The following is a 20,934-nucleotide window of genomic DNA, read 5'->3' on the forward strand; positions in this document are numbered from 1 at the left end:
CTCTTTTAATTTTTTGATTATTTTAACAAGGAAATTCAATGGCACTTACAATTTATTTGGTCAGACATGGTAAAACCGTCTGGAATATTGAAGGTAGATTACAAGGATCAGGCGATTCAGCTTTAGTAGAAGAAGGGATCAATGGAGCTAAAAAGGCTGGAGTTGCCCTTAAAAATATTCCGTTTCGTGCTGCCTATTCCAGTATGCAAAAACGTGCCCAAGATACCGCTAACTATATTTTAGCAGAAAATGAGCTATCTAATATTCCCCATTTCCACCACTGGGGACTCAATGAATTTAATTTTGGCTCTTGGGAGGGCATAAAATCTGTTGATTTACAAGAACATGACGAATATTGGGTAATGAAACGTACACCGTCAGAATACCGAGCCAAAAGCAACGGTGGCGAGGTGTTTGAGCAGCTTTATCAGCGTGTTACCAATGCATTTAACCACATTGCTGAATTGCATAAAGATGATCAGCATGTATTAATCGTCTCTCATGGCATGACACTTACTTTATTAACCGCAGTGTTAAAAGGTATTCCTTGGCAAGACTTCCGTAATGAAGAAAAACATTGCTTTGTGAGCAACACCGCGATTACCAAAGTAAAAGTAGATAACGGTAAGGTTGAAGTCATTGATTTTAATAATATCGCTCATTTATAGTGAGGCAAATTTTAAATATAAAAAGCAGCAATCATTTGTAGGGTTTTAATCTCTAACTCATCAATAATAACTTAAAACATAATAAGCGGTCGATTTTCTGAAAAATTTCACAAAAAACAGCTATAAAATATGAAATTTCTAGTCAATTCATTGCAAAATCGCTATACTTTATCGCCCTAAATTTTAGGTCAAAAAATGGTCCCTCTTTTTAGAGAAATCATAGGAATTAGATAGCGTTAATTTACGCAAAAAAATAACAACACAGAGGTTTTAAATGTCAGCTCCAAATTCAGGAACTAACCCGGCTCCGCTCGGTTTATGCGGTTTTGCATTAACTACTTTTTTACTTAGCTTAATCAACAATGGTACATTCAGCGGTGAAAATGTAGGCTTAGTATTAGCAATGGGATTTGCATTCGGTGGTACAGCACAGATGATCGCAGGTATGTTTGAATTCGCTAAAGGTAATACTTTTGGTTTTACTGCTTTTACTAGCTATGGTGCATTCTGGTGGTCTTTTGCATTATTTAAAGTATTTTTCGCTTCAACGGTATCACCAGAATTTATCGGTTGGTATTTAGTGGCTTGGGGAACATTTACATTAATGATGTTTATTGGCACCCTCGCTAAAGCTCGTGCACTACAAGCGATTTTCTTATTCTTAACCATTACATTCTACTTGTTAGCCGCAGGTGACTTTACACACAACAGCTCGTTAACAAATATTGGTGGTAACTTCGGTTTATTAACTGCATTCTGTGCATTCTACTTAGCCGCTGCAGATATTATCAACGAAAGCTTTGGTAGAACCATTTTACCAATTGGCGAACCGAAATAATCTTTCTGTATTAAAAAATCAAAAAAGCTGAATGTTGTTCATTCAGCTTTTTTATTTCACATCTAATTTGCAAATTTTAACGTAAAAATAACCGCTTGTTAGCTCTGCTTACGCCTCTTTCTGAGTTTTTTTCTCAACTTCAATTTGCTCTGTTTTTTCCACTTCAATTTTAGACATCGAACCTTGAATAGTTTGTTGAATTTCAATTGAAATTAAGCTACGTAGCAAACTTTCTGTTTCTTTAACTTTTTCAACAACCAAACTATCTGATGAAACATCGAAATACCCTTGCTCTTTTAAGCTTGCACTAAAGGTTGAGAAAATTGCTTTATCAAAGAACTCTGGTGCATTAATGCCGTGTAATACGGATAAACGCTGAGCAATCGAACTACTCTCTTTTTCCAAAGCACCTCGGCTGATTTCCGGCTGCTCGAGCAACACACTCAAGCTGATATAGTAGCGTTGTAAAATCTCACGCACGCCCGCAGAGTGCAATTGTAGTGTACGGATATGCGGACGGCTAATCATCAACATATCGCTTTCGTTTTTAATTACACCTTGGCGAACAAATTCTGCAATAATAGCTTCAATATGCTTGCTAACTTTCTCTTGTTTAAAATGTAGGAATAATTCAGCTTGTAAAAACGGATAAATTCGATTTACCGCTTGAATCACTAAATCTTTTGAAATCGCCTCGTAGTGTAACACCATACTTGCCACTAAAGCTGGCAATACAAATAGATGCTGAACATTGTTGCGATAATAGGTCATCAGCACTGCTGATTCTCTATCTAAACGAATCAACTCACCAAAATTATCTTTTTCAATACAAACGCCTGAGCGAGGTAATTGGATAACATGATTTAACATCTCCTCCACAGACTCTTCGGGTAAAGTAACCTCTTTTGAATAAGGCACATTTCTAAATAACTGAACATAACTTTCAAGTTGTTCAATTACCTGCTCACGTGATAACGCACGCTGACGGGACGCTAATAAAGCAGAACCGACCAAGTTTTTCGCATTTACCGCTGCCGCTTTATTAATATTGACCATCACTTGGTTTGCGATGTTATCTACTGCCTCATTTAACCATTTAGGACGATTATCCTCCGACTGCTCTTTCCACTCAGGGAAATGTTGATTAAGGTAATTATTTACTTGAATCGGCTCACCAAAATTAACATAGCCCTGACCTAAGTTTTTCAGTTTTTTAATCACACGCAACACCAAACCCGCATTCTCTTTCTCTTTGGCTGCACCGCGTAATTCTTTAGCATAAGTATCCACTTCAAGCACATGCTCATAACCGATGTACACCGGCACAATGCTAAGCGGACGATTTAAACCACGCTGAAGAGCTTGTAAGGTCATCGACATCATACCTGTTTTGGGTTCTAACAAACGGCCTGTACGAGAACGACCGCCTTCAATGAAATACTCCACTGAATAACCACGATAAAATAACTCTGCTAAATATTCACGGAAAATTGTAGAATACAGGCGATTTCCTTTAAAAGTACGGCGAATAAAGAATGCCCCCCAGCTACGGAAAATAGGACCTGCCGGCCAGAAATTCAGATTAATACCGGCAGCAATATGTGGTGGAACTAAACCTTGATGATAAAGTAAATAAGATAAAAGCAAATAGTCCATGTGACTACGGTGACATGGCACATAAACAATCTCATGTCCTTCCAATGCTAATTTACGTACACGGTCAGCATTTTTTACATTAATGCCTTGATATAATTTATTCCAAAGCCAACTTAACACACGATCTGCCACTCTTAAGCTCTCATGTTTTACATCTGCGGCAATTTCATTAATAATTTTTTCAGCTTCTTTACGCGCTTTTTCTGGAGAAGATTTTTTCGCTTCTTCCGCAATAGCGGCTTGAATCACTTCAGAATTAAGGATTTTATTAAACATTGCCTCACGATTAGGCAAACGAGGTCCCATTGCAGAATAACGTAATTTAGCAAAATGAATTTTAGCCACCCTTGCCACTTTTTGAGCAATTTTCTCATCTGCTCCATGTTCGGTAACCATATAACGCAAAGATACCGCCTGAGAAAAACGGACAAAATTATCACGCCCTGACCAAACCATCGAAATAAAGCGTTGGAATGAGGTTAAAACCTGCAAATGACGAGCATCTTCTTTACCTGGAGCGCGCCCCCATAACACAGAGACAGGCACTATTTGAACATCTAACTCTTGATTTTCACGATGTAAATCTAAATAACGATAAAAAAGTGATTCTGTTTCGCTTTTTGCACCTTTTGATTTAAAGAAACGGCGACCTTCGTCTAAAAAGACGAAACGGGGCAAAGTCTGACCATCAATCACATTATCTTGCAATGGGTCAGGTAAATTTAATGCCAAACAGTTTTTTTGTAGAATCAATAAATCGGTTTGTGAGGTATATGGCAACACATAGACAATAGGTTGCTCAAGGTTGAGTGCCAATTCTCTTATAGGGTCATTAGGAATAGCACGAGACTTCACTAAAAGTGAAAGAGGTAAATTTAATAGGGTTCGATAACAATTTAATAAGCCAGACATATTAATATCCCTTTAGAATAGTTATTTTTGGAGGTCTAACCTCTAAGACACACCATTCTACCATAATTTTTTACATAATTTTGTGAAATTATTAGTTACAAAACCAAAAATACTGTATATACTATCAACATTTTCTGTATATAAAGCCAGTAAGGATATTCAAATGCGTAAACATTTAACTGCTCGCCAACAAGAAATTTTTGATTTTGTAAAAACCCATATTGAAAATACAGGTATGCCACCAACGCGAGTAGAAATTGCCCGCGAAATTGGTTTTAAATCACCTAATGCAGCAGAAGAACACCTAAAAGCACTTGCCCGTAAAGGCTATATTGAGATGCTTTCAGGCACATCTCGAGGTATTCGTATTTTGGTTAATGATGAAGCTGAAGCTGCCAATGACGAAGATGAAGGTTTACCACTTATCGGTAAAGTGGCTGCTGGCACACCTATCTTAGCAGTTGAACACGTAGAAAATCATTATCCAATAAACGGCGCGATGTTTAACCCAGCTGCTGACTATTTACTAAAAGTAAACGGCAATTCCATGGAAAAAATCGGCATTTTAGATGGCGATTTATTAGCCGTTCATAAAACCAACTCGGCCCGTAACGGTCAAGTGGTTGTCGCCCGTGTTAATGATGAAGTCACCGTTAAACGCTTAGAGAAAAAAGGCGAATTGATCTATTTGCATCCCGAAAACGATGAGTTAAAGCCAATTGTGATCAACCCAACTCAAGAATATATTGAGATTGAAGGCATTGCAGTAGGTGTTATTCGTAGCAATGCTTGGATGTAGAATATTATTGGGGGTGAGAATGAACTCTCCCTACTACAGCCGATATATCGAAAAAGGCGAATATTGATTCGCCTCTACAAATTGCAAAAAAATAATAGAATTTGACCGCTTGTATCCTTTCTTCTCTATGAAAAATTCTCCTCAGCTTGCCAGCTTTTCTCATACTGAACAGGAATTGCTAACCAAAGCACAATGGTTGGCAGGCTTTACCTTAGGTGAAATTGCCGAAATGCTGAATATGCCTATACCCATGGATTTAAAACGAGATAAAGGCTGGGTGGGTATGTTAATTGAAACGGCATTAGGCGCAAAAGCCGGTAGTAAAGCAGAACAAGATTTTGCACACCTTGGTATTGAACTTAAAACAATTCCCGTCAATGAAAAAGGCTTGCCTTTAGAAACAACCTTTGTCAGCCTTGCACCACTGACACAAAATAATGGTATTACTTGGCAAAGCTGCCATGTTCGACATAAACTCTCTCGTGTTTTATGGATTCCAGTTGAAGGTAAACGCACAATCCCGCTCTCTCAACGTCATATCGGGCAGCCGATTTTATGGTCGCCTTCCGTTGAGCAAGAATATCGCCTGCAACAGGATTGGGAAGAGCTTATGGAAATGATTGTCTTAGGTAAGCTTAATGAAATTAACGCCACACTTGGAGAAGTATTGCAGCTTCGCCCGAAAGGTAGGAATAGTCACTCACTTGCCCCTGCTATCAATAATAAAGGCGAGCTAGTGCAATCCCTACCTTTAGGCTTTTATTTACGCAAACAATTTACGACTGAAATTTTACAAAACTTTTTGCATTACCCTCTTTAAATTTTGTTCAACTCTCTATATGATGTCCTCGTTTTTTGGATAGAAAAAAACAATTAATCCCCCTATTTTTTGAAGGATATTTTATGTTTGACTGGATTGCAAACCCCGAAGCCTGGATTGCACTTTTAACTCTAACCGGGCTTGAAATCGTGTTAGGTATTGATAATATTATTGTAATTAGTATTTTGGTTTCTCGCCTACCAGTACATCAACGCCAATCAGCCCGAATTATCGGTTTGGCTCTTGCGATGGGAACCCGTATCCTGCTATTACTCTCACTTGCTTGGATGATGCGCTTAGTCGATCCTCTCTTTAACTTTGCGGGCCATGAAATTTCAGGCCGTGATCTGATTTTATTACTCGGCGGTATTTTCCTTATCGTAAAAAGTGCAATGGAATTAAAAGAGTCCATCGCCGCACAATCCCATGAAGAAAAACAAGCAGCTAGTAAAACAGCAAGCTTTTTCATGATTTTAACTCAAATTGCCATTTTTGATGTTGTATTCTCACTTGATTCTGTGATTACAGCTGTGGCAATGGCAAAAGATATTCCGGTTATGGTAATCGCGATTGTTATTGCAGTGGCAGTGATGATGTTAGCAGCAAAAAGTATTGGCGATTTCGTGGATAATAATCCAACTATCAAAAATTTAGCACTCGCCTTCTTAATTTTAATCGGTATCGTATTAATTGCCGAAGGCTTTGATATTCACATACCAAAAGCAGCGGTTTACACCGCAATGGGCTTCTCTGTGATTGTAGAAATGCTCAACATAAAGATGCGCAACAATCAAGAAAAGCTTGAACAAGTATAATTACTTAGCCCTTGATGAAAATCAGGGGCTTTTTATTGTACAATAACCCTACAAGCGGTTAATTTACTCAATTTTTTTACAAATTACTCTAACTCAAAAATATGTTACTGATTGATATTAAAGATAAAGAACTTACCCAAGAAGAAGTGGAAATGTTAGAGCATCCACTGGTTTCAGGGCTAATTTTATTTACCCGTAATTTTTATGATAAAGCCCAAATTCAAGCATTAGTAAAAGATATTCGCCAAAGGGTGAAAAAGCCACTCTTGATTACCGTCGATCAAGAAGGCGGACGTGTACAACGTTTCCGTGAGGGATTTACCAAATTACCGGCAATGCAATCTTTCAAGCAGCTTGCTTCAAAGGAAGCCAATGCAATCAAAATGGCAAAAGAGTCAGGCTGGCTAATGGCTGCTGAAATGTTTGCATTAGACATCGATTTAAGTTTTGCCCCCGTATTGGATTTAGGCCATGAATGCAAAGCAATCGGCGACCGTTCATTTGGGCAAGATCCCAGTTCAATTTTACCAATAGCTGAGGCTTTCATAGATGGTATGCTTGAAATAGGCATGGCAACTACGGGTAAACACTTTCCTGGTCATGGTCATGTATTGGCCGATTCACATTTAGAAACCCCTTTTGATGACCGTCTATGCGAAATGATTTTTGAGCGTGATATCCAGCCATTCAAACAGCTTATTGCTAAAAGTAAACTTTCCGCAATTATGCCTGCACACGTAGTTTATACCCAATGTGATAGCCAGCCTGCAAGTGGCTCAAGCTATTGGTTAAAAGAGGTGCTACGTAAACAATTAAATTTCAACGGTGTAATTTTCTCAGACGATTTAGGCATGAAAGGTGCCGGTTTTATGGGGAATTTCGTAGAACGTTCGGAAAAAGCTATCCAAGCAGGTTGTGATTTACTCTTACTTTGCAATGAACCAGATGGCGTTGTTCAAGTATTAGATGGCTTGAAATATCAACCAACTCAAGCTCAAAAAGAGCGTCATTTATCATTAATGAAACGTAAAACAATCAGTTGGCAAGAGCTGGAAAAAAGCTCTCGCTACCAACAAGCACAACTTGAGCTAACCACCTTACAAAATAAATGGTTAGAGTGGAAAGAAGCCAATGCCTAATATGTTGCATTGTTCTCATTTTGAACGTGGTAATTGTACTTCTTGCCAATGGCTTGAAAAGCCTTATAGCGCTCAATTATCCGATAAGGAGACTGATCTCAAGCGGTTAATTTCACCTTTTATTTTGCAAAATAAAACAGAAATATTACCGCTTGTATCCTCTCCTCTTTCGCATTTTCGCAATAAAGCTAAAATGGTAGTTTCTGGAAGTGTGGAACGTCCGATTCTCGGTATTTTAAAAGATCAAAATGATGCGCAAAGCGGCATTGATTTAACCGACTGCTCGCTCTACCCTACTTCATTTACAACACTATTTCCCATTCTGAAAGACTTTATCGCCCGAGCAGGCTTAGTGCCGTATAACATTGCGAAGAAAAAAGGTGAGCTGAAATATATTCTGATTACCGAAAGCCAATATAATCAATCACTTATGTTACGTTTTGTCGTAAGAAGTGAGACCAAACGAGTACTAGTCGAACGAGAACTACCCAAGCTGTTGGAAAAGTTGCCTGCAAATTCAGTGGTAAGCCTTAATATTCAGCCCCAACACGCAGCTTTACTCGAGGGAGAAAAGGAAATTTTTCTTACTAAACAGAAAGTGATTAAAGAATATTTCAACGGAGTACCGCTGTTTATTCGCCCACAAGGCTTTTTTCAGACCAATCCACAAGTTGCCAGTAAACTTTATCATACAGCACAAACATGGATTAAAGATTTGCCTATTGGAAAATTTTGGGATCTTTTCTGCGGTGTCGGTGGCTTTGGCTTACATTGTGCCAACAGCTTGGCTTGTAAAAATCCCAATGTGGAATTAACCGGCATTGAGATTTCCGCTTCAGCTATTGAAAGCGCGACTAAATCAGCAAACGAACTTGGCTTAAATAAAGTAAATTTCGCCTCACTAGATTCAGCTCAATTTGCGTTAAATGAAACCGGCTCAACGCCTGATTTGGTGATTGTCAATCCACCTCGCCGAGGCATTGGCAAACCATTAGCGGAATTTCTTAATCAGCTCGGCTCACCTTATTTGATTTATTCAAGTTGTAATGCTAATTCAATGGCAAAAGACTTTGAATCACTGACCAATTATGAATTACACAAAGTGCAACTTTTTGATATGTTTCCCCATACTTCGCATTACGAAACATTAACGTTTTTAGTCAAAAAATGAGCATTACAAGGGGGCAATTTTTTGCCGTTTTTTGCAAATATTGCTATAATCTTAAGCGAATATCGTCTTAGATCAAATTAGTGATAAATTATTTGTCGCAATTGCGGTTTTTAAAAGACAAAAGCAGAAAATCGCTTTAATATATATCTATTCTTTTTTTTCTATTAACTCTCACATTAGAGGATATCAACAATGGCAAAAATTGTTAAAGTAATCGGTCGTGAAATCATCGACTCTCGTGGTAACCCAACTGTTGAAGCAGAAGTTCACTTAGAAGGTGGCTTCGTTGGTTTAGCAGCTGCTCCATCTGGTGCTTCTACCGGTTCACGTGAAGCATTAGAATTACGTGATGGCGATAAAGGTCGTTTCTTAGGTAAAGGTGTATTAAAAGCGGTTTCAGCAGTAAATAACGAAATTGCAAATGCACTTGTAGGTAAAGAAGGTACTGCTCAAGCAGAAATCGACCAAATCATGATCGATTTAGATGGTACAGAAAACAAATCTAAATTCGGTGCAAATGCAATCTTAGCCGTTTCTTTAGCAACAGCTAAAGCAGCAGCTGCATCAAAAGGCTTACCACTTTACGCTTACATTGCTGAATTAAACGGTACACCGGGTGTTTACTCTATGCCATTACCAATGATGAACATCATCAACGGTGGTGAACACGCAGATAATAACGTTGATATTCAAGAATTTATGATTCAACCGGTTGGTGCATCAACATTAAAAGAAGCATTACGCATTGGTGCAGAAGTATTCCACAATCTTGCAAAAGTATTAAAAGCAAAAGGCTTAAATACTGCGGTAGGTGACGAAGGTGGTTTCGCACCAAACTTAGCATCTAATGCTGATGCATTAGCATGTATTAAAGAAGCGGTAGAAAAAGCAGGTTATGTTTTAGGTAAAGATGTAACTTTAGCGATGGACTGTGCATCTTCTGAGTTCTACGACAAAGAGCGTAATGTGTATGATATGAAAGGCGAAGGCAAAACCTTCACTTCACAAGAGTTCACTCACTACTTAGAAGGCTTATGCAAAGAGTACCCAATCGTCTCTATCGAAGATGGTCAAGATGAATCAGACTGGGAAGGTTTTGCATACCAAACTAAAGTATTAGGCGACAAAGTTCAATTAGTAGGTGATGACTTATTCGTAACCAACACCAAAATCTTGGCTCGTGGTATCGAAAACGGCATCGCAAACTCTATCTTAATCAAATTCAACCAAATCGGTTCATTAACTGAAACGTTAGCAGCAATTAAGATGGCAAAAGATGCAGGTTACACAGCGGTTATCTCTCACCGTTCAGGCGAAACTGAAGATGCAACGATTGCGGATTTAGCGGTTGGTACCGCAGCAGGTCAAATCAAAACAGGTTCAATGAGCCGTTCTGACCGTGTTGCGAAATACAACCAGTTAATCCGTATCGAAGAAGCGTTAGAGCGTGCTGGCACACCGGCTCCGTTCAACGGTCGTAAAGAGATTAAAGGTCAAGCATAATTGCTGATTTAACTTCCGAAATGCCACTGAGAAATCAGTGGCATTTTTATATTGAACTCAAAAAAGGGATAAAATGCTCTATTCTGTTCTCACCGACCATATTTTGTTAAACGAACCTTATCGGAATGGTGCTCACTCTACTCAGCACGAACACTTAGTAGTAATGTTTGAAATTGATGAAGAAACCGGCTATTTTTACGCAATGGATTTACACCAAACCGAACAGCCGGTAGTCGATAGTTTATTTGTTTTTAGCATTAGTGATATTGAGCAAAATTCACTACACGAACCACGCCGTGTAGAAATTTGTTGGGACGAAAGCGGTTATCAAGCCTTCTTGCTGATCAACAGCTACCCGCACGCGGTATTTGATTTCCGTCAATTTGTTGGCTATAACCACAGCAAATTCCCTCACCCGGAACTTGGCAGTATGTGGGTGCATAAAGAAACCACGAAAGAATTAGTTGAGAAATGGTTAGGCAATAGCTAAAACTATAAGGACGCACTAAAGTGCGTCCCTAAAAAATCTCTGATCCTATTTTACTTCTCTAATCATAATCTCGGAGGGAATCACACTTCCCTGCCAGTAGAGCTCAGCAGCTACTTTTTCCGCTAAGGCAAAATAGGCCTGACTAATCTCATGATCCGGTGCCGCAGCAACCGTTGGCACACCGGCATCTAAATCTTCACGTAAACGGATATGTAGCGGCAGTTGTGCTAACACTTGAGTTCCATATTTTTGTGCTATTTTATCTGCTCCACCGGTCCCAAAAATGGCTTCATGGTGACCACAGTTTGAGCAAATATGCATCGACATATTTTCCACCACACCAAGCACCGGTACAGAAACTTTCTCAAACATTGAAATTCCTTTAATAGCGTCTAATAGTGCAATATCTTGTGGGGTAGTCACTACAATCGCACCTGTTACTGGAATTTGCTGAGAAAGCGTTAATTGAATATCCCCCGTACCTGGCGGCATATCAATCACTAAATAATCCAATTCATTCCACCAAGTTTCATTCAGCAGTTGGCTCAACGCACTACTTGCCATAGGACCACGCCAAATGGTTGCGTTATCTTCATCCATTAAATAACCAATTGAGTTAGATTGCAGTCCATGTGCGACAATCGGTGTAATGTGCTTATTATCCGGTGAAGTCGGACGTTGGTCTTTTGCTCCCAGCATATGTGGAATTGATGGACCATAAATATCCGCATCCAAAATCCCCACTCTTGCTCCTTGGGCTTGCAACGCTAATGCTAAGTTTACTGATGTAGTCGATTTCCCCACGCCACCTTTACCAGAAGTAACCGCAATAATATTTTTCACACCATTCACAGCCGGATGCTTATTCGCACGTTTTAAGGTAGAAATTTGGTAATTTAGTACCCATTTTACACCGCTTGCTGCTGCAACTTGCTTCAATTTTTCTTCAGTCTCTGATTTTAGTGCCTGAAAACCACCATTCCAAGCAAAGGGCATAGTTATTTCAATTCGTAAAATACTTCCACCTAACTCTGCCTTTTTAAAAGCATTTAATACGATAAGATCTTTTTGTAATGTCGGGTGCGAAAATTGTTGTAAAACACTTTTAATTTCAACAAGTTGCTGCTCTGTTAATTGGTTCATCATATTAATCCTTTTGTGCTGAAACACGTCGTAGATCCTTGCTATAAATTACTTCGCTATCATTATTAAGATCAATACCTAAAAGGGAGGAAACCATCCCAACCCGATGCTGGTATTGAAATAGCGGTAGCACTGCTACATCATGATAAAGCAGTTCATTAATATCTAAAATCAGTTGATTACGCTCTTCTAAACTTAAGTTTTCTAATTGTAGTCGTTCAAGTTTTTGATCAACTAATTCATTTTTATAATTTGAGTGATTATCTGGACTCCTGGAGTGAAATTTCTGTAAAAACATTACAGGATCAGGATAATCTGCACACCAACCTGATCTTATTAACTGGAACTCCTTATGATATCTTAATTTACTTAAGGTTTCCCAATCAACCATTTTAGGTGTAATTTGAAATAACTCAGATTGTGAAAGCGTTCGAGTAATTTGGTTTGCAATCTTAATATTGATATGACTTTCATCATACAACAGCTTCAGTTTCAACGGATTATCTTGATGAATCCCTGCTTTTGTTAATAGCTGCTCAACAACTATCGGATTCCAAGTTTTTTCTCTATCTTTGATCAGATTATGTGGCATAACAGATTGGCTTGGAATGCCATGCTCTTGACCAATCTTTGCAGACGCAACCATTGTTCTTAATGCTTCTCGAATCTCTTTTTTACTTAGTATTGGGTCACTAAAGTTAAATTCATAATAATAAGAGCATAGACGTGGAAATTTCACGATATTCGTTTTTTGGCTATAAAGTGGATTTTCCACAATATCAAAGCGAGTGTAATTATCAACCGGTTTAATTAACTGATATTCTACTGTTTGAAAGGGAATATTTGTATCTACTGCTTTTAATACCATTTTATTGGGTATTATTTCTTCAAGTTGGTAAGCACCATTACTAACAAAATTTTCTGAATTTGGAGCTACACCGTGATAGGTAGGTAATAATGCGGCATGTGCCAACATTTCCGGCAATAAATAATTAGGATGATTTAAGCGAATTTGTAGAGAATGATCATTTAATGCTACGATACCTAATTCAGAGGCATCTTTTTCTTTATCTTGAATCGCTTTTGCATTTTCCACACCCATATAGACTAGATATTTTGCAAGAGATGAGCGATTTTGTGGTTCAATTAAACGCTGCCAGCTAGCAACAAAATCGTGTGCGGTAACTGCATCGCCGTTCGACCATTTTGCCTTTTCATTTAAAATGAACAACCACTCTTTTCCATCTTCGCTAAATCCATTCTGAGCAATTGCAGGAATGATATCACCTTTAGCATCGTATGCCATTAAACCCACTAATAGATCTCTTAAGGGTGCCGCATCTGCAGAAGCATTCACCTTATGAGGATCAAGTACAAATATATCTGAATAAATTGCACGCTTTAATAGCTCACTAGTGTGGCTTTCAATTGGTGAGATTTGAGTTGATTTAGGACTATTTAGTTTGTCACAAGCGGTAATGAGTAGCATGCAAGCGGTTATTTTTGCCAGTTTTTTTACAAATTTAACCGCTTGTAGAGATTTAAACATAAGTCTCCTAAAAACGAATCAAGGTTATTAAACAAGAAGCCCGGGGAATAGTGTAGTAATCCCCGCTACAATAATTTCAATGCCAAGTGCCATTAAAATCAACCCCATGATACGGGTCACAACATTCGATCCGGTTCTACCTAATTTCTTAACCAGAGGAGCTGAATAACGAAATAAAATATAACAGATCAATGCAAAAATAATAATAGCAAGGCTAAATCCGACATAATCCTCCCAATTATAGTACCTAGTTCCCCAAACTATCGTTGAACCTATTGCCCCCGGGCCTGCCATAATCGGCATAGCAAGCGGGACAACACCTATATTTTCATATTCAGTAATATCTTCATTTTTTTCTTCTTTATTTTGTTTATGTTCGCCCAGTTTACCGCTGATCATTGTCATTGCAATACTAACAATCAAAATCCCACCGGCAACTCTAAATGAACTTAAAGAAATACTAAAGGCATTTAAAATCAGGTTTCCAAAATAAAGGCTGACAAGCAAAATAATGCCAATTGATACCGCAGTAACCAAACTTGTATGATTTCGCTCCCCTTCATATTGATGGGCAGTCATACTGAAAAAAATAGGCAAAGAACCAAATGGATTTACAATAGCAAAAAGCCCGATAAAGAACTGAAGATAGATAGCAAAATTAACAATAATATCCACAACAACGATCTCAAATAACGATATTTCTACATGATTATATAGCGTAATTTAAAAGGGACTAAACTAAAAGCCCCAGAACCATTTCAGATTATGGGCACTTTTAGTTTAAAAACTTAGACAATTAACGAGATGACTGATTAATAAATTCTTCATTCACTTCAATAGAAGCTCTTGTGCGAAGATCCTTTAACAATTCATTACGTAAAATCAAACGATTTGCTTCTGCGAATTGTGGAGCTAAAGTATTAAATTTTTCAGTATCTCCCTCCTTGATTTTATCTAATGCAACAATCACAATATCACCTTGTTGGTTGCGCGCAATTTGATAGCTTGTTTTGTCTGCCTCTTTTTTCATTGCAAACACCGTTTTGGCTAAGGTCGGATTATCTACCTCTGCTTGCATATAAACTAAAGTTTGTGGTGCATTGAATTTCACTTCAGTTGTTTTACCTTCATTTAATGCTTTAAGAGCCTCATCAGCCTTACTCTGTAATGCTTTTTCCGCTTTCTCAGCTTTTACGAAATTCTCAACGGCAGCTTTTGCTTCATCAAAAGTTTGCACACGCTCAGCATCATATTCACTCACTCGTAAGAATAAGGTTTTCGGTTGCGTTTCCGTACCAATTTCTAGCGCATCAGAATTTTGTTTATTTTGACGTAACTCTCCATCGAATAACGCTTTTAATACTTTTTCATGCTGTAAGGCTGCAGGTACATTTGCACGGGTAAATTGTGCTGTTTTTTGTAATTCAACACCACCTGCTTTTGCAACTTCTTCCAATGAGCTATTATTTTCAAATGCCTTGTTTGCCATTTCACGAGCAGTATTTGAATATTCGGTTAGCACTAATTCTTGACGAATAGTATCCACTATACGATCTTTTACTTGAGCTAGTTCAATAACCTGTTCCGGCTTGCGTTCCAGTACTTTGATAATATGATAAGCATTATCCACTTTCACCACATTACTAATTTGGCCGGCATTTAAATTTACTATTGCATCTTCAAATGCTGTTGGGAAAGTACCCGCTTTAGCCCAACCTAAATCGCCGCCATGGGCAGCAGACAAGCTATCAATAGACTTCGCTTTTGCTAACGTAGCAAAATCCGCACCATTTTTTAGCTCTTGCTCAACCGCTTTTGCTTGCTCTTCATTAGATAATTGAATATGAGCTAAATGAGCTTCGCCTTTTGTTATATATTCAGCTTTATTACGGTCGTAATAAGTTTGAATCTGCTCATCAGTAATTTGGACTTTTTTCTCAATATCTTTTGGCGAAAGAGACACATATTCAACTACTAATTTTTCAGGCGCTAATAATTTTGCTTTATTGGCATCATAATAAGCTTTTAATTCTTCTTGTGAAGCGGTCTGATTTGGCATTTCTTTTGCAATTGAATATTCTGCTAAACGTATCTCACGTTGTTGTAATAATAATTTAGCTAACAACTCTTGTTGAGCTGGTACGGTAAATTCACTATTCACAATCCCTTCTTGCAATTGAGATTGCATCATTCCTTCATGAACAATGGCAGCATAAGCATCAGGGCTTAAGTTATTATGACGTAATGTTTGTTGATACAAATCATTGCTGAATTTGCCGTCTTGTTGGAACATTTGGCTATTTACAATTTCCGACTTAATTTGCTCAGCACTAATACCAAGCTTTAACTGTTTTGCATATTGACGTAAGAGTTCTTCATCCACCAAGCCGTTCAGTACAGATTGATTAAATTGAGCAGCATATTCAGGATTATCCATTAAATCCCAAAAACGGCTGCCCATTTCTGCATTTAAAATATTTTGCTGACGGCTTACTGCATTATTAAACACTTGCTGACTAATTTCTTCCCCATTGACTTTAGCAATTGAGTTATCAGATGAAATCAAGCCACCACTAATACCACCTATGACAAATGAAATAGAGATCAATGCAAAAATAATTTTAAATACCGGTCCGTTCGTCCGTTCATGCATATTTTCAATCATTTAAAAATTCCTAAATTTATTGATAAAAATTGGCATTGATTATACTCTTTCTGGAGTTAGAAATAAATTGCAAATTTTTATTGAAATTTAACCGCTTTCTCTTTAGAATTTGCAATTCCTGTCGTAGCTGAGTTAGAGATCGGCTATTGATGTATTATCAACCCTTAACAAAAAGGAAATTAAAATGTCTCTAAGCGTAGAAGCAAAAGCAAAAATCGTTGCTGAATTTGGTCGTGATGCAAAAGATACTGGTTCATCAGAAGTGCAAATTGCATTATTAACAGCTCAAATCAACCACTTACAAGCACACTTTGCTGAGCATAAAAAAGATCACCACGGTCGTCGCGGTTTATTACGTATGGTTTCTCGTCGTCGTAAATTATTAGACTACTTAAAACGTACTGATCTTGCTAAATATTCAGAAACTATCGCACGTTTAGGTTTACGTCGCTAATTTCAAATATTAAATATGAGAGCCGAGCTGAAAAGTTCGGCTTTTTTATAAATCCAATATTGAGGAAAAAATATGGCATTTGCGTCATTATTTACTTTGTTAGACGATATTGCAGCCGTGTTAGACGATGTGTCTATTATGACAAAAGTTGCAGCCAAAAAAACAGCAGGTGTGATTGGCGATGATTTAGCCTTAAATGCGAATCAAGTCAGCGGTAAAAATATCTTACCTGAACGCGAATTACCCATTGTTTGGGCAGTTGCAAAAGGTTCATTTATCAATAAAGTGATCTTAATTCCACTTGCCTTACTTCTATCAGTATTTCTGCCTCAAGCTATCATCCCATTGTTGATGATCGGTGGAGCTTATTTATGCTTTGAAGGTGTAGAAAAATTACTGCACAAATTCTTACATAAAAACGAGCATAGCGAATCCGAAGAACTGTCGGAAAAAGATAAAATTAAAGGTGCTATCCGTACAGATTTTATTTTATCAGCCGAAATTATTATTATTGCTTTAGGGGTTTTACAAAACTCCTCTACTCTCATTAAAATCTTATCTCTTTCTGCTATCGGTATCGGCATTACCGTGTTTGTTTACGGCTTAGTAGGCTTAATCGTTAAATTAGATGACATCGGTTTGTGGCTAATGCGTAAAAAAAGTGCATTCTCACAAGCGGTCGGAAAAGGCTTATTATTTACAATGCCTTGGTTTATGAAAACACTTTCTGTTATTGGTACTATCGCAATGTTCTTAGTAGGAGGTGGCATCTTTTCTCATAACTTACCGGCAATCCATCATTTTGTAGAGAAGTTACAAATCGCGCCAAACTATTTAATGTTCGTTGATTTAGTTGTAGGTATTATTGTCGGCTTAATTTGTTGCATGATTATCTTACCTATAATGAAATTGTTTTCGAAAAAAGCTTAATTAAAATAAAAGCGTTGATGACATCATCAACGCTTTCCTAAAAATATTCCTGCTAAATCGCTCTCGCCAGATATAAATCAACTTTACTCAACTCTGACATTTTAGTCAGATAATCTAGCACAGTTTTTGGAAACTCAACGCCTTTAACGCAGGTCAAGTTTCTAAGCATTGGGAAAACAATAATATCTTCCAGCGATAACCCACCGCTTAGTGCATTTTGTGATTTAATCAAGCTCGATAATTCCGTTAATAATGGTTGAACAGCTTGAATATAATGTTCGGATTGAGCAAAATTTTCGGCAAAATCTCCAATAAATTCCGTTTTTTTCTGCACGAAATAATCAATCGCACTTTGCTTTTCAAATTCTGCCAAGCCTAATTTTACAAAACGCGGCAATAATAAGTGGTTATAGACTTTTGCCAGTTTAGCTGTCCAAGCTTCAATTTCCGGTCGGATAGTCCCTGTAATTATTTTCTCACCATAGTTCGCATCCACATAGCGAACAATGTCCAAACTTTCCGGCATAGCCGTGCCATCCTCTTTGAGCAAAATCGGTACTACTTTTTTGCCGACTAAGTGAACTCATCATCGTTAGCAATTATTTCCACTTTAATAGGGACATTCTTTAAACCAAATATCATTTTAGCCCGCACACAATATGGGCAATGGTCATATACATATAATTTCATCATTATTCCTCATCAATTAATAAAAAAATAGCAGGAACTCCCTGCTATTTTATTAAATACTATAATGTTTTGCTTTCATTTAGACTTTCAGGCAAGGCAAGAACGCCATCCGCTTTAGCTTGAACATCCATGTTGACCTGTTTTAAGTTTTCTTCACGAATGCGATTTGCAAGTACTGTATCATTTGTTTGCTCTGCTACATGTAACGCCATAATACGATCATCTGCAATACACTCATCATGTTCTAATAACAACTCAAATTGTACTTTCGCTTTTTGGTATTCGCCATCACGTGTATAAATATAACCTAATGCTCTTGCGTAATCATCCGTATATTTAACATTTGCTTTATCTGCACGTTTTGCTAACACTTTTAATAATTTACTGTCTGAATCAACCTGTAAGCGTGTAAGCTGAACAAACAAGCCGTTTAGTTGTTCATCCTCAAATTTCTTCAAGGTTTCTAACGCTATTTCTTCCGCTGATTGGTGATCATCACTATCAATTAAACGTTTCACCACACCTACACGGCTATACACCGATTTACGGCGGCGGTTTGGTTGGTTTTCCCACCAATACAATAGCCCTTCTTGCCCTTCTTCTTGTAAACGCTCATCCTGTAAACCATCATCTACAAAATGCTCTAACTCGGCGTACTCTTCTGTGGTTAAGAAACTGCGTTGCCCGATTTCAGTTAGTAATCTGTCTAACGCCACATAGGCTTTAGAATCTTTGTAGATTTGAATAGCCAAACGTAAAACTTCATCGTTATGCGGAGCAAGTTCTAATAAACTATCAATCGCTGTACGGGCTGCGGGGATCTTACCTTGCTGTAACAAAATTTTAGTGCGGGATAATTCCACCGCTACATTATTTGGCCCGGCAATTTCAGCAGCTTTAATCAAATATTTGTTTGCCGCCAAATCATCCCCGTTTTGTTGTGCAGCTTCTGCTGCTTTAATTAAATTAAGCACGGGTTCATCGGCATGTTTAGCGTTTTTACTGAATAATTTTTCTGCTTTGGAATAATTACCTTCGCTCATACGCATTAGACCTTCTAGGGTCTCTTGCTGTGCTTTTTTATGTTTACGGGTTGAAAACCAGTTATAAGCACCACTACTCATTCTACAAATTTTAGTAAATATCCATTCCAAGCCATAAACTACCGCCATCGCTATAACAAAGAAAACTACTAGCATCACAATGCTCATTTCAATCACTGTTGATGCAGTTTCAATTCTTACATAGCCTTGACTACCTGCGAGATAAGGACCTGAAATCAAACCCGCTAATAATAAAAGCATTAAAAAGAGAGTTCTAAACATAATATTATTCTCCTTTTATTGTGCTGAAGGCTTTGTCGATTGTGGTTGTTCAGAAGTTGCATCTTCTTTCACAGGCTCAACTTGCTCTAGCTCTTTTTCAGCTTTAATTTCTACTTTTTCAACTGGTTGAGGTACTTTATTAATTTGCTGTGCTAATACTTTCAAACTTTGTAATGAATCAGGTGCATCTACATAAATAGTTTGCTCCGCTAAGTCATCCATCTCTTTTAAGAAATTTTGCACATTTTCATTTGAGGTTTCAAAATAACTTCTTATCCAAGAACCTACCGTTTGTAACGATTTTTTATACAACTCACTTTGTTGACGTGGAATTGCTAAAATCGCAATTTGAAGACGTAAGCGAATATTTTCACGCAAATAAATTTCTTGATTTGGTGCAACAAAAGCTTTCTCATCAGCTTCATTACGTTTAGAAACACGAATAAAATGATCTAAGAAAGAAGTCGCATTTTTCTCCAAATTGGTTTTCCAATCTTCTATTGAATCCGTTACTTGATTGTTTGAATTCGATGCTTGATTTTGCTCATTTTCTAAAATAGGCAAATCATCTAATTTATTAGCTAAATTTGCTACGCGCTGCATTAACGCATTTTGATCGACAACATTAATATTCGCCAACGTATTTAAATCAGCCTTAATTGCTTCACGCACATTAATAGCAGTAGGCACTTGCGTTAATACTTGATCAGCCTCCAATAAAAGATTTTTTGCTGTTTCAATATCGTTATCCAATACGACCTTACGCAGTGCATTATTTAATAGAAAATCAGCTTCAGATAACAACCAGAATGTTTTATCAGAACCAGAAGTATTATTTAATTTTTGTAGCTGTAACTGTAATCCACTAATTTGCTGAGTATAGCTGGTTTGTGCATTTTCAAGCTGACTAATACGCTCTAACGCTTTTTGATAATGTGCTGCAAGTTCATTAATTTGTGCTTTTTCATTATCAAAATTCGGCATTTCCAGTGCGGTTTGCACCGGCATTTGCAAATTTGCTTTCTCAGAAACTGCTTTAATTTGAGCATCAAGCTCAGTAAATTTTTGATTTCCTAGAAAATAGCCGGCACCACCTACAGCAAGAGCCACGAATAAAGATAATAATGCTAACCCTTTACCGCTTGATTTTTGCTGAACGATGACTTTTTCTTCTACTACTTTTTCAGCAGAAACATTTTCTTCAACTTGAGTAATATTTTCAGCAGACTCATTCACAACGGCCTTCTCAGCCTCTTTTTTTGCAAAAGATTCTGTAGAATCGACCGCTTGTTGAGTCTTATCTCCCACTTCTTCAATCTTATTTTCTACTTGTTCAAGTACTTTTTTTTGTCTTGACATACTCGCCA

At 37.6% G+C, this 20,934-nt stretch carries 18 protein-coding genes and 1 pseudogene; 11 read left to right on the forward strand and 8 right to left on the reverse strand.

All coding sequences use genetic code 11. The annotated features are described in order from the left end of the window. Positions 1-38: 38 nt before the first annotated feature. Together A4G16_RS06150 and A4G16_RS06155 are read left to right on the forward strand one after the other, a co-directional pair. Positions 39-668 carry a histidine phosphatase family protein gene (locus tag A4G16_RS06150; protein WP_165889145.1) on the forward strand — a complete coding sequence of 210 codons (630 nt, stop codon included), beginning with the start codon at positions 39-41 and terminating at the stop codon, positions 666-668. Positions 669-942: 274 nt separating this feature from the next. After that, a complete protein-coding gene (locus tag A4G16_RS06155; RefSeq protein ID WP_027074246.1) occupies positions 943-1,506 on the forward strand; it encodes an acetate uptake transporter in 564 nt (187 codons plus the stop codon). Between the two features lie 108 nt (positions 1,507-1,614). Here A4G16_RS06155 and plsB read toward each other — a convergent pair whose 3' ends face one another. Next, complete coding sequence (plsB, locus tag A4G16_RS06160) at positions 1,615-4,074, reverse strand: glycerol-3-phosphate 1-O-acyltransferase PlsB (protein WP_165889146.1); 2,460 nt, start codon at positions 4,072-4,074, stop codon at positions 1,615-1,617. A gap of 163 nt (positions 4,075-4,237) precedes the next feature. On the opposite strand from plsB, the gene lexA reads away from it, so the two are divergent. The 7 genes from lexA to A4G16_RS06195 all read left to right on the forward strand — a co-directional run bounded on the left by lexA (position 4,238) and on the right by A4G16_RS06195 (position 10,811). Beyond that, entirely contained in the window at positions 4,238-4,873 is a 636-nt protein-coding gene (gene lexA / locus A4G16_RS06165; RefSeq protein ID WP_165889147.1) for a transcriptional repressor LexA, read from the forward strand. Between the two features lie 127 nt (positions 4,874-5,000). After that, positions 5,001-5,693: a DNA mismatch repair endonuclease MutH gene (gene mutH / locus A4G16_RS06170; RefSeq protein ID WP_165889148.1), complete on the forward strand. Its 693-nt coding sequence runs from the start codon at positions 5,001-5,003 to the stop codon at positions 5,691-5,693. An 83-nt stretch (positions 5,694-5,776) separates the two neighbouring features. Then, positions 5,777-6,508, forward strand: coding sequence for a TerC family protein (locus tag A4G16_RS06175; protein WP_165889149.1), 732 nt, complete (start codon positions 5,777-5,779; stop codon positions 6,506-6,508). Positions 6,509-6,609: 101 nt separating this feature from the next. After that, entirely contained in the window at positions 6,610-7,647 is a 1,038-nt protein-coding gene (gene nagZ / locus A4G16_RS06180) for a beta-N-acetylhexosaminidase (RefSeq protein WP_165889150.1), read from the forward strand. After that, a complete protein-coding gene (gene rlmC, locus A4G16_RS06185; protein ID WP_165889151.1) occupies positions 7,640-8,818 on the forward strand; it encodes a 23S rRNA (uracil(747)-C(5))-methyltransferase RlmC in 1,179 nt (392 codons plus the stop codon). Before nagZ ends, rlmC begins: the two co-directional genes overlap by 8 nt. Positions 8,819-9,010: 192 nt before the next feature. Further along, positions 9,011-10,321, forward strand: a complete 1,311-nt coding sequence (gene eno / locus A4G16_RS06190; RefSeq protein WP_025247479.1) for a phosphopyruvate hydratase — start codon at positions 9,011-9,013, stop codon at positions 10,319-10,321. Between the two features lie 73 nt (positions 10,322-10,394). After that, on the forward strand, positions 10,395-10,811 hold the full coding sequence (locus tag A4G16_RS06195) for a DUF2251 domain-containing protein (RefSeq protein WP_165889152.1): 417 nt from the start codon (positions 10,395-10,397) through the stop codon (positions 10,809-10,811). Positions 10,812-10,856: 45 nt separating this feature from the next. On the opposite strand, the gene apbC is transcribed toward A4G16_RS06195, so the two are convergent. The 4 genes from apbC to A4G16_RS06215 form a co-directional block, all read right to left on the reverse strand. After that, a complete protein-coding gene (apbC, locus tag A4G16_RS06200) occupies positions 10,857-11,954 on the reverse strand; it encodes an iron-sulfur cluster carrier protein ApbC (RefSeq protein WP_165889912.1) in 1,098 nt (365 codons plus the stop codon). 4 nt (positions 11,955-11,958) lie between these two features. Next, a complete protein-coding gene (locus A4G16_RS06205) occupies positions 11,959-13,503 on the reverse strand; it encodes a peptide ABC transporter substrate-binding protein (RefSeq protein ID WP_165889153.1) in 1,545 nt (514 codons plus the stop codon). 27 nt (positions 13,504-13,530) lie between these two features. After that, positions 13,531-14,178: a YchE family NAAT transporter gene (locus A4G16_RS06210; RefSeq protein ID WP_165889154.1), complete on the reverse strand. Its 648-nt coding sequence runs from the start codon at positions 14,176-14,178 to the stop codon at positions 13,531-13,533. 121 nt (positions 14,179-14,299) lie between these two features. Further along, a complete protein-coding gene (locus A4G16_RS06215) occupies positions 14,300-16,168 on the reverse strand; it encodes a SurA N-terminal domain-containing protein (protein ID WP_165889155.1) in 1,869 nt (622 codons plus the stop codon). A gap of 184 nt (positions 16,169-16,352) precedes the next feature. Between A4G16_RS06215 and rpsO the strand changes: the two genes are divergently transcribed. Then, on the forward strand, positions 16,353-16,622 hold the full coding sequence (gene rpsO, locus A4G16_RS06220; RefSeq protein WP_005597777.1) for a 30S ribosomal protein S15: 270 nt from the start codon (positions 16,353-16,355) through the stop codon (positions 16,620-16,622). Between the two features lie 72 nt (positions 16,623-16,694). Next, positions 16,695-17,552 (forward strand): DUF808 domain-containing protein, encoded by an 858-nt coding sequence (locus tag A4G16_RS06225; protein WP_165889156.1) that lies wholly within the window; start codon positions 16,695-16,697, stop codon positions 17,550-17,552. A 52-nt stretch (positions 17,553-17,604) separates the two neighbouring features. On the opposite strand, the pseudogene grxB reads toward A4G16_RS06225, so the two are convergent. The 3 genes and pseudogenes from grxB to A4G16_RS06240 form a co-directional block, all read right to left on the reverse strand. Beyond that, positions 17,605-18,242: pseudogene (grxB, locus tag A4G16_RS06230) on the reverse strand (glutaredoxin 2). Positions 18,243-18,301: 59 nt separating this feature from the next. Beyond that, positions 18,302-19,567 carry a heme biosynthesis protein HemY gene (locus A4G16_RS06235; RefSeq protein ID WP_165889157.1) on the reverse strand — a complete coding sequence of 422 codons (1,266 nt, stop codon included), beginning with the start codon at positions 19,565-19,567 and terminating at the stop codon, positions 18,302-18,304. A 15-nt stretch (positions 19,568-19,582) separates the two neighbouring features. Then, positions 19,583-20,926 (reverse strand): uroporphyrinogen-III C-methyltransferase, encoded by a 1,344-nt coding sequence (locus A4G16_RS06240; protein ID WP_165889158.1) that lies wholly within the window; start codon positions 20,924-20,926, stop codon positions 19,583-19,585. Positions 20,927-20,934 lie beyond the last annotated feature (8 nt).

The sequence above is a fragment of the Mannheimia granulomatis genome (genome assembly GCF_011455695.1).
GTDB classification, from domain to species: Bacteria; Pseudomonadota; Gammaproteobacteria; order Enterobacterales; family Pasteurellaceae; genus Mannheimia; species Mannheimia granulomatis_A.

Coding starts and splice junctions, on each gene's coding strand:
- A4G16_RS06150 (WP_165889145.1), top strand. CDS start 39: ATGGCACTTACAATTTATTTGGTCAGACATGGTAAAACCGTCTGGAAT.
- A4G16_RS06155 (WP_027074246.1), top strand. CDS start 943: ATGTCAGCTCCAAATTCAGGAACTAACCCGGCTCCGCTCGGTTTATGC.
- plsB (WP_165889146.1), bottom strand. CDS start 4,074: ATGTCTGGCTTATTAAATTGTTATCGAACCCTATTAAATTTACCTCTT.
- lexA (WP_165889147.1), top strand. CDS start 4,238: ATGCGTAAACATTTAACTGCTCGCCAACAAGAAATTTTTGATTTTGTA.
- mutH (WP_165889148.1), top strand. CDS start 5,001: ATGAAAAATTCTCCTCAGCTTGCCAGCTTTTCTCATACTGAACAGGAA.
- A4G16_RS06175 (WP_165889149.1), top strand. CDS start 5,777: ATGTTTGACTGGATTGCAAACCCCGAAGCCTGGATTGCACTTTTAACT.
- nagZ (WP_165889150.1), top strand. CDS start 6,610: ATGTTACTGATTGATATTAAAGATAAAGAACTTACCCAAGAAGAAGTG.
- rlmC (WP_165889151.1), top strand. CDS start 7,640: ATGCCTAATATGTTGCATTGTTCTCATTTTGAACGTGGTAATTGTACT.
- eno (WP_025247479.1), top strand. CDS start 9,011: ATGGCAAAAATTGTTAAAGTAATCGGTCGTGAAATCATCGACTCTCGT.
- A4G16_RS06195 (WP_165889152.1), top strand. CDS start 10,395: ATGCTCTATTCTGTTCTCACCGACCATATTTTGTTAAACGAACCTTAT.
- apbC (WP_165889912.1), bottom strand. CDS start 11,954: ATGAACCAATTAACAGAGCAGCAACTTGTTGAAATTAAAAGTGTTTTA.
- A4G16_RS06205 (WP_165889153.1), bottom strand. CDS start 13,503: ATGTTTAAATCTCTACAAGCGGTTAAATTTGTAAAAAAACTGGCAAAA.
- A4G16_RS06215 (WP_165889155.1), bottom strand. CDS start 16,168: ATGATTGAAAATATGCATGAACGGACGAACGGACCGGTATTTAAAATT.
- rpsO (WP_005597777.1), top strand. CDS start 16,353: ATGTCTCTAAGCGTAGAAGCAAAAGCAAAAATCGTTGCTGAATTTGGT.
- A4G16_RS06225 (WP_165889156.1), top strand. CDS start 16,695: ATGGCATTTGCGTCATTATTTACTTTGTTAGACGATATTGCAGCCGTG.
- A4G16_RS06235 (WP_165889157.1), bottom strand. CDS start 19,567: ATGTTTAGAACTCTCTTTTTAATGCTTTTATTATTAGCGGGTTTGATT.
- A4G16_RS06240 (WP_165889158.1), bottom strand. CDS start 20,926: ATGTCAAGACAAAAAAAAGTACTTGAACAAGTAGAAAATAAGATTGAA.